The sequence below is a fragment of the Clostridium sp. genome (assembly GCF_016650095.1).
Lineage (GTDB): Bacteria > Bacillota > Clostridia > Clostridiales > Clostridiaceae > Clostridium_AD.
In genome coordinates this window covers 1-8,720 of record NZ_JAENWL010000131.1, presented here as the reverse complement: position 1 = coordinate 8,720, position 8,720 = coordinate 1, and the positions used below count along the sequence as shown (strand labels likewise).

Sequence of the window (8,720 nt, the reverse complement as noted above, 5' to 3'; positions counted from 1 at the left end):
TATTATTAGCATTGAAAATAATATTAAAACAATCGAACTTTTTACTTGTTCTAAACATCTAACTACTATAACATTTAAATTAGATATTATAGTATCACTGCAGTTGAAAGAGAGGGTCGGTATGTTTGAAAGAATTTTTAATTTAGGCAAGATGGAAGAAGCGGAGTTCCTACAACTTTTAGATGGACGGTTAAAAATGTTATACAAAATAGCTTATAGTTATTTTAAGGACGAAAACTATGCAACAGATGCAGTGCAGGATGCTGTAGTTACAGCTTATAAAAACATATATAAGCTAAAAGATAAAGAAAAATTTAACTCGTGGATTACTACTATATTAGTGAATAGGTGCAGAGAGATTTTACGAAGAAACAAAATAATAAATTTTCAACCCTATGATGCTAAGGTCATAGATATAAGATTACTTAATGAAGGTAAATATACAACTGATTATGAAAAAGTTGAAAATAAAATCTATTTAATTAATTTATTAAACAAAATAGATGAAAAATATAAGGATGTAATAAGACTCAAGTATTTTGGAGATTACAAATTAGTAGAAATATCAACTATCTTAGACATTCCACTTGGAACGGTAAAATCAAGATTAAACTTTGCAATTAAAAAGCTAAAGGAATTGAGTGAGGTGAATAATAATGCTCTGTGATGAAGTAAAGGATAGACTTTATGAATTTATTTATGATGAATTAGATAATGAAAAGACTAGTGAATTAAGAGAGCATATTAATAACTGCTCTAATTGCAGGAAGGAATATGATAAGTTAAAGCTACTACTCATAGATGATATGAAGGAGTTTGCGAATTTAGCTGAGGAAATTCAAATGCCACAGGAACTATCACTGAAGGTAGTGAACACGATAAAAAGCAGAGGAATAAAAAAGTTTTCAAGATATGCAACGGCTGTCTGTATGATATTTGTACTTGTATGGGGAATACCAGTAGCGGCTCAGTATATAGTGGGAAACTCTTTTCTTGATAAGTATAAGCAATTGGACCCAGATATTGCTACAAAATATAGCAATTACAAAGGTGAGATGATAGAAAAAAGTAGTACTATGAAGGATACTACATTTACTGTAGATGCAATTATAAATAAACTAGATAGCACAACAATATTATTCACAGTTAAAGCAGATAAAAAGAAGGGAACGAATTATGCTATGCCTGTTTTAGATAGGAATACAATAACATTTCAAGACCAACTAGGAATAAAATATCGACATATTGGTTCAGGAATTACATTACGAAGTGTAAATGATGATGGTGAAATTAAAGCAATAATGGAGATAGAACCCTTAAAGTTTTATGTAACGGGCCTAACAGTTAGAATAACTGCTATGGAAGTAGGGAATATGACAGTAACAACAAAAGATAGTGAATTACAGTACGATGTTAAAAAGAAAAGAAATATTTATGGAAATTGGCAGGTTAAGTTTAGGGTTCATAAGTAAATTATCATTGTAGGGGAGTGTAAATTATGTCTTTAGTATTTTCAGTAGTATTAAAATTTACTGTTTTATTAATAGTCTTAGCATTAATTATTATTTCAATATATAAATTCATCAAAGCTTTAGTAGTAGACATTAGGGAAAATAAAATTAAAGTAATATTAATAAAAATAGTAGCTGTAGTTATTGTTATATTTAGCTTCAATTATATGATAAATACTAGAAATGGATGGAATATTTCATTTGTAGAGAAGCAGAATAAGAAATATGTTATAAATTTAAATGAAGAAAAGTCTTCTGGTGATACCCAAATAAGGGTAAATGATGTATTAATAGATCTAAATAAATTGGATTTTAATGTTGGTGTAAAAGGAAAAGATAAGCTAGTTGCTGTTGAGGTTAAGAAAAATTTAAGGGATGAAAAATCGTTTATAGAAATACCAGGATTATGGCTTGGTAATAGATTTATGTATTCATATAATGCTTATTCTTACTCTTATAAAAGTGAAAGCTTTGTAGATTCAATGTATATTGTTTGCTATCTTTCAAATGGGGAAGAGGTTAGCTTTAAAGTTAATGATAGTAAAAATATTAAATCTCTTAGTGAAGTAATTCATATAGATAAAGATTTTCAAGAAGAAGGAGAAAAAATTAGATTTAGAACCTTTACAAAAGGGGCCACTTATGGAGACTTAAGCATTGTTTCAGATTTAAATTTCTTTGCCACGGAGGTTTCCATATTTATTGATGGGAAGGAATATAAAGACCTTCCAGGTTCATCTGCAGGAGGATTACAAGACTATAACACACCTCCAATTGGAGAGAGTAAGGCCTATGTGAAGATAGTGGTTAAGAGTAGTGGGAAAGAGTATAAAGTATATATTCAGTAAGAATACTTGACAGTAACAATCTTATATAATATTATTATATATTATGGAATAGTTCCAAATGGAACTGTTTTAAGCAAAATAATATTGAGTATAGGAGCGTTTTTATATGAAAACAACAATTTACTGTTTTAGTGGTACAGGTAATTCTTTAAAGGTAGCAAAGGATATTGCAGCTGGATTAAAAGATACTGAAATTATACAAATTTGCAAAGATAATATGAAAATTAATAATACAATTTCAACTAAAATTGGGATTATTTTTCCGGTATACGTTTCTGGTATGCCTCTTTTAGTAAAAGAATTTATCGAAAAAGTTAATATACCTAAGGAGGCATATGTTTATACTGTTGTGACCTTTGGCGCAGCAGCGGGTGCCGCTATTGCTCAATTGGAAAAGATTTTAACTAATAAAGGTCTTAAACTTTCAGCAGCTTTTAAAATGAAGATGCCAGGAAATTATCAAGTATTGTATCCACCTTTTTCAGAGACAAAACAAAAAGAAAATTTTAAAAATGAAGAAGAAAAAATCACTGGAATTGTTAAAAGTATAAATGAAAATGAAATAGTTAAAGTTAGTGGGGTAGGCGAGACCATAATGGAGACTGTTGGTGGGATGATGTACAGTAGCTTTAAGCCTTATGGAAAAGATAAAAATTTCTGGACGGACGAAAAATGTAATGGCTGTGGTATCTGTTTAAAAGTGTGTCCAGCTAATAATATAAAAATGAATGAGGATAAACCAGTATGGCAACATAAATGTGAGCAATGCGTTGCGTGTATGCAGTGGTGTCCACAAAAATCGATTCAATATAAAAAAGTAACTGTAAATAGAGGCCGTTATCATCATCCAGATGTAGTGGTTAAGGAATTATTTCATAAGTAAAAGGAAGTGTTATTATGTGTTATTCCGGAAGTTGTGCGGAAAAATTGATTTCTTTATTTAAATCTATTCAAGGGTGTTTAAAGTCCATTGCGGAGGAATTTGAACTTACTATACCTGAAATGATGATAATGTTTGAGTTATATGAAAATAAAACGTTGTCACTTAATGAACTTAGTGAAAAGATAGAGTTTCCTAAAAGTTCAGTTTCAAGGATAGTAGATCAACTTGTTAATAGAGAATATGTGACTCGGGAAATACCAAAGGAAAACAGGAGAATGGTTGAATTATCTATATCTACTAAGTGCTTAGAGTGTATTGATGTAGCGTGCATTAATGATAGATTCAACGATGTAGTTGTGGGAGGACTCGAGCCAGAAAAGGCGGATAAAATGATTTCAGCTTTGGATGAGCTAAGTTCAATTTTAAAGGAAGTTAAGAAATGAAAAAATAATTTTTATTCTGGAGGGTTATGCTGTGAATAAGGTGTATTTTAAAGCTATTGATTCGATTTCAAAAACAGAAGAGATAAGTAATGCTGCTAGTGAACTTTTAGAGGAGATAGTGAAACAAGAAAAGATAAGTCTTGAAAAATTCATACCCATTAAAGTTCATTTTGGTGAAAAGGGAAATAAAACTTTTATTGGATCAGAAAATTTTTCTGGAATAATAAATTATTTAAAGGGAAAAGACATAGAGAGTGCGTATATTGAGACTAATGTTCTCTACAGAGGAGAAAGAACTACAAAAGAAAAGCATTTAAAACTTGCGCAGGAACATGGTTTTACGCAGCTCCCTATAATAATAGCCGATGGAGAACATGGTGAAGATTTTGAAGAGGTTGAGATAAATAAAAAGAATTTTAATAAGTGTAAAATAGGAAAACAAATTGCTAACAAAAGACAGATAATTGTTATAAGTCATTTTAAAGGACATGTACTTGCTGGATTTGGTGGGGCTATAAAGCAACTTGGAATGGGTTGTGCATCAAGAGGTGGAAAACTTGCACAACATGCAAACTCAATACCTAAGATAAGTTTTTTAAAATGTAAAGCATGCAATGCCTGTGCAAAAATATGCCCTGAGAATGCAATAATTGTGGATAAAAAAGCGAAAATTGATAAAGATAAATGTGTTGGTTGTGCTTCATGTATGGCAATATGTCCATATGGTGCTATCTCTAATAGTTGGTTTGCATCCATTACAAAGTCTTTTAATGAAAGGCTTGCAGAATATGCTTATGCAGCGTCACTTAATAAAAATAATATTTATATAACTTTTGCTTTTAATATAACTAGAAACTGCGATTGTGACGGGCATAACATGAAACCAATTGTAGCGGACGTTGGAGTTTTTGCGTCCACTGATCCGGTAGCCATTGATAGGGCCTGCCTTGATGTCATAGATAAAAATAATGGGAAAACTGTATTTAGAAGAGGAAGATCTACTCTTGATTATGCAGAAAAAATAGGCTTAGGTAGTAATGAATATGAACTTGTTGATGTAAAATAATATTAAGTTAAAAATACGTAGTTCTTTAGATATAACAGAAAGGAAGTGTAGTATATGAGCTTTTATGATTTTTCAGCAAAAGAAATGGATGGTAAGGATGTATTGATGGAACAGTACAAAGGTAAAGTAGTTTTAATCGTAAACACAGCAAGTAAGTGTGGGTTAACACCTCAGTTTAAAGGACTTGAAGAACTATATGTGGAATATAAAGAACAAGGTTTCGAAATCTTAGGGTTTCCTTGTAATCAATTTGCAAATCAAGATTCTGGGACTAATGAAGAAATACAAAATTTTTGCCTTCTAAACTATGGAGTTAGTTTTACTATGTTTGAAAAAATAGATGTTAATGGAGAAAATGCACATCCGCTATATAAATATTTAAAGAATGAAGCAAAGGGTTTTCTAAGTAAGGAGATAAAATGGAATTTTACTAAGTTTTTATTAGATACAGATGGAAATGTAATTAAGAGATATGCATCAACGGTAGTTCCAGCAAAGATAAAAGCTGATATTAGGAATTTACTAAAAAAATAAATAGGGAGGAAGGATATTATGCAAACTAGGACAATACGTAAAGTAGTAACCGGAACCACTCAATATGACGGAGCTGGAGTCAAACTTGTTAGGGTGATTAGTTTACCAGATACTGTGGAATTTGATCCGTTTTTAATGTTAGATGCTTTTGACTCCTCAGACCCAGCTGATTACAGCAAAGGGTTTCCGTGGCATCCTCATAGAGGAATCGAAACAGTTACATACCTTATAAACGGAGACATAGAGCACATAGACAGTTTAGGAAACAAAGGAAACATATTAGATGGTTGTTGCCAATGGATGACGGCGGGTGGTGGTATTCTACATCAAGAAATGCCACAACCATGTGATAGAATGCTAGGTGTTCAGCTTTGGCTTAATTTACCACGAAAAGATAAAATGACAACGCCAAAGTACCGAGATATCAGAGCAGACATGGTGCCCAAAATTGAGGAAGATGGCTGCAATATTGGGGTTGTTTCTGGATATTATAAAGATAATGTAGGAGCTGTGCAGGGTGACTATGTGAAAATGCTGTTCCTCGACGTGAATATGAAAGCTGGTGCACAATGGCAATTAGAGACAACGAGTGACGCAAATTTGTTTATTTATATCGTTGAGGGTGAAGGCTGGTTTGAAAATTCTTGCGAGAATTTGATTTCTAGTAGAAGGGCAGTGCTTTTTAATAATGGTGAGGAACTGGTAGCTAGAGCATCAGAAAAAGGGCTTCGTTTCCTTCTATTTTCAGGAGGAAAATTAAATGAACCAATTGCCTGGGGTGGACCTATTGTAATGAATACCCAGGAAGAACTTAAGCAAGCATTTAGAGAGATTGATGATGGAACATTTGTTAAGTAAATAAAGATGCTGTCTCATCTAGAAATTAATTTTTAGATGAGACAGCGTCTTTTGTTTATTATATAGAACATAAGCGGCATAAACTACTAGACAACTACCTTGAGTAAGATGAAAGCTTTATATCTTCTACGCTTATACTATCCACAGCAGGGTGCTTTCTGAGCTTAAGGATTTCATTAGTTCTTCCTTGAACTAGAACTCCGTAGGATTTAACGCCATTTTTTTCAACATATTCTAGAACATCTTTATAAGTCTCTGAATCTGTGTTTAAAAGCTTTAAAAAGTCTTTACTATCTCTAATAACTTTACAAGACTCTTAAAATGAGTTTCCATAACATCTTCTGCAAATGGACTACTTCCATATCCAATTTCAAAATAAGGATATTTCTCATCATCAACAGTTCCTTTGAGCATAAATATTCCTTGCCCAGTTGGCTCAAAGCCAAACTGTGGAAGCCTCTGAATATCCTTTGGTGAGTTTCTTACTCCTACCCATGAAAAATATAGACCATTATACTCCTTTATAAGGGAAGAAAGATCTGCCATCGTCATGTCCTCTTTAAATGAGACATATACCTTTGCGTTTGCAGAATCTGGCATGGCCCCAAGTTCCTTGACATCAATACTATCACCATTCGGTGTAGCATCCTGGAAGGGATATACTCCGTAGCGAAAGACATTTAAAATCGCATACTGATAAAAATCGGGCTGCATATATTTCATTTTTCCTCTTTCTAATTTTCCTTCATATATTTGATTGTAATTTCTAAAGGTATTTGACTGACTTATTCTAAAGTTATAACTTCCGAATCCCAGTGGCTCGGAGGTATTACTAATTGTAAGAATTCCTGGGAAATGAAGCTCAGTGAAAACAGCTATATCTACAAAAAACTTGTTACTGAATTGTCCTAGAATTTGACTCGGATTGTAATATACCTTATTAACTAATGGTGACACAGCAAACCTTAATACTAGAAAAAATGAAAAAACAGCTATAACTGAATATAACGCTACCCTTCGAAATTTTTTATTAATAGCCCTTTGAATTGATTCCAAGATTTCCGTATTGCTATTATCAGTAAAATTATAAGATTCAGAATAACTATCTTCATCGCATGAACCATTGTCTTTTAAGAAACTTTTATCAATACTGTCTGCCAGATAATCATTTATAATCTCATTTTTTTCTATTTCATTTTCAACTATTTCTACCTCTTGTGGACTTGCCTTCTTATTTATATACCTTTCAAACAACTCTCTAAATTTCATAAATATTCTCCTCCACCATAGTTTTAAGTTTATTTCTTGCTCTGTAAAGCAAAGTACGAACTGCTCCATTAGATATATTCATTATTTCTGAAATTTTATTCTGTGGTAATTCCAGATAATAATAAAGGATGAGAACTTCCCTTAAGAGGGATGACATAGATAATATAGTTTTATACATCTTGAGTGCTTTTTCTGCTTGGATAATATCATCCAAAAAACCTGAAGAAGTATCTTCAATATGAATATTCTCAATCGCTATATCAGAAAGGTGCTTACTCTTTCTCACATGGTCAATCCACAAATTTCTGCAGACTCTAAATAACCAAGCCTTAACATTACCGTGAGAGCACTCCAGTGAAAGCATCGCTTTTACAAAGGCGTCTTGCATAAGATCTTCTGCAAGATGTCTGTTTTTACAAAGGGAAAAAGCGTAAATATAAACCTGCCGCGAATATAAATTATAAAGCATTTTAATTCCATCAGAATTCATGCAGCGCCCCCCTTCATTAAATAAACGTTAAAACTCTAGAAATGTCACAGTTAAAATACCATATTTCACTTATTTTTGAAATTTGAGAGAGTAGTGGTACAATTTCATACAAATTAACTGTTAGTTATTCTTTTTTGTTTGCTTACAACTAAGGCTACTGAAAAAATATCTATGGCAAAACCAAGTTCGATGAGCATATAAGTAAATACTTCCGAAAGATTATCAAAACTGAAACTTGAAAGTGAACCTATCACATTGTTGGCTTTTACATACCAATAGGTAGGAGTAAAGCTAGCTATTGCTAAAGCTTTATCACTCAATAGAAATTGCGGTACAAATACTCCACTTATGAAGGAAAATCCTAGTGATAAGATATTGGCAATGGAGGATTAAGCGTTTCTATTTTTTATTAAAAGGCCTACAAGGTAACTTATACTTAATGCTGCTACAGTAAACACAAGGGCATTAATACAAAACAATAAGCCATTCATTTGTCCCATATTTGCTCTAATTATTTTAAAATAAACTTTAAAGACTGGCATACCTTTGCCTCCTTATAACGAAATAGGTTATTGTACAAAACACTATGGATAAAACAGTTAGGAGAGAAATATTTATAAAAAATCTTTGGTGGGTATTATAATAATATAAGGTGTAAAATCCATCGGTAATAAGCGCTGCTGGATTAATGTATGACAATATTGGCATGCTTTTTTCTACAATATACTTCATATTTACATACATCATACCTGCTAAGAAAGATCCTGTCATAGAAATACCTATTAATATTGCAGTTTTTAAACCTTCACCTTTTTTTA

The 8,720-nt window shown here is 32.0% G+C and carries 11 protein-coding genes and 2 pseudogenes; 8 read left to right on the top strand and 5 right to left on the bottom strand.

Annotation, left to right across the window (positions count from 1 at the left end; genetic code table 11):
- From JJE11_RS09465 to JJE11_RS09430, 8 genes are all read left to right on the top strand, one after another.
- On the top strand, nt 1–667 hold a 667-nt coding region (locus tag JJE11_RS09465; RefSeq protein WP_291634914.1), incomplete at its 5' end, for an RNA polymerase sigma factor.
- Nucleotides 657–1,472, top strand: a complete 816-nt coding sequence (locus tag JJE11_RS09460) for an anti-sigma factor (protein ID WP_291634912.1) — start codon at nt 657–659, stop codon at nt 1,470–1,472. The genes JJE11_RS09465 and JJE11_RS09460, both read left to right, overlap by 11 nt.
- Before the next feature lie 26 nt (nt 1,473–1,498).
- The gene (locus JJE11_RS09455) at nt 1,499–2,359 is read left to right on the top strand and encodes a hypothetical protein (protein ID WP_291634910.1); all 861 of its coding nucleotides are present in this window, start codon (nt 1,499–1,501) and stop codon (nt 2,357–2,359) included.
- Nucleotides 2,360–2,465: 106 nt separating this feature from the next.
- Nucleotides 2,466–3,242, top strand: coding sequence for an EFR1 family ferrodoxin (locus JJE11_RS09450; protein ID WP_291634908.1), 777 nt, complete (start codon nt 2,466–2,468; stop codon nt 3,240–3,242).
- Nucleotides 3,243–3,256: 14 nt separating this feature from the next.
- Complete coding sequence (locus JJE11_RS09445) at nt 3,257–3,685, top strand: MarR family transcriptional regulator (RefSeq protein WP_291634906.1); 429 nt, start codon at nt 3,257–3,259, stop codon at nt 3,683–3,685.
- Nucleotides 3,686–3,716: 31 nt separating this feature from the next.
- Nucleotides 3,717–4,751, top strand: a complete 1,035-nt coding sequence (locus tag JJE11_RS09440; RefSeq protein WP_291634904.1) for a DUF362 domain-containing protein — start codon at nt 3,717–3,719, stop codon at nt 4,749–4,751.
- Between the two features lie 54 nt (nt 4,752–4,805).
- A complete protein-coding gene (locus JJE11_RS09435; RefSeq protein WP_291634901.1) occupies nt 4,806–5,285 on the top strand; it encodes a glutathione peroxidase in 480 nt (159 codons plus the stop codon).
- A gap of 18 nt (nt 5,286–5,303) precedes the next feature.
- The gene (locus JJE11_RS09430) at nt 5,304–6,143 is read left to right on the top strand and encodes a pirin family protein (protein ID WP_291634898.1); all 840 of its coding nucleotides are present in this window, start codon (nt 5,304–5,306) and stop codon (nt 6,141–6,143) included.
- Nucleotides 6,144–6,237: 94 nt separating this feature from the next.
- On the opposite strand, the pseudogene JJE11_RS17750 reads toward JJE11_RS09430, so the two are convergent.
- The 5 genes and pseudogenes from JJE11_RS17750 to JJE11_RS09405 all read right to left on the bottom strand — a co-directional run.
- Nucleotides 6,238–6,695, bottom strand: a pseudogene (locus JJE11_RS17750) (anti sigma factor C-terminal domain-containing protein).
- A 706-nt stretch (nt 6,696–7,401) separates the two neighbouring features.
- A complete protein-coding gene (locus JJE11_RS09420; protein WP_291634894.1) occupies nt 7,402–7,902 on the bottom strand; it encodes an RNA polymerase sigma factor in 501 nt (166 codons plus the stop codon).
- Between the two features lie 113 nt (nt 7,903–8,015).
- A complete protein-coding gene (locus tag JJE11_RS09415) occupies nt 8,016–8,222 on the bottom strand; it encodes a hypothetical protein (protein WP_291634893.1) in 207 nt (68 codons plus the stop codon).
- Between the two features lie 69 nt (nt 8,223–8,291).
- A complete protein-coding gene (locus JJE11_RS09410; protein ID WP_291634892.1) occupies nt 8,292–8,444 on the bottom strand; it encodes a hypothetical protein in 153 nt (50 codons plus the stop codon).
- Nucleotides 8,431–8,720, bottom strand: a pseudogene (locus tag JJE11_RS09405) (ABC transporter permease); the annotation flags it as partial. The gene JJE11_RS09410 and the pseudogene JJE11_RS09405, both read right to left, overlap by 14 nt.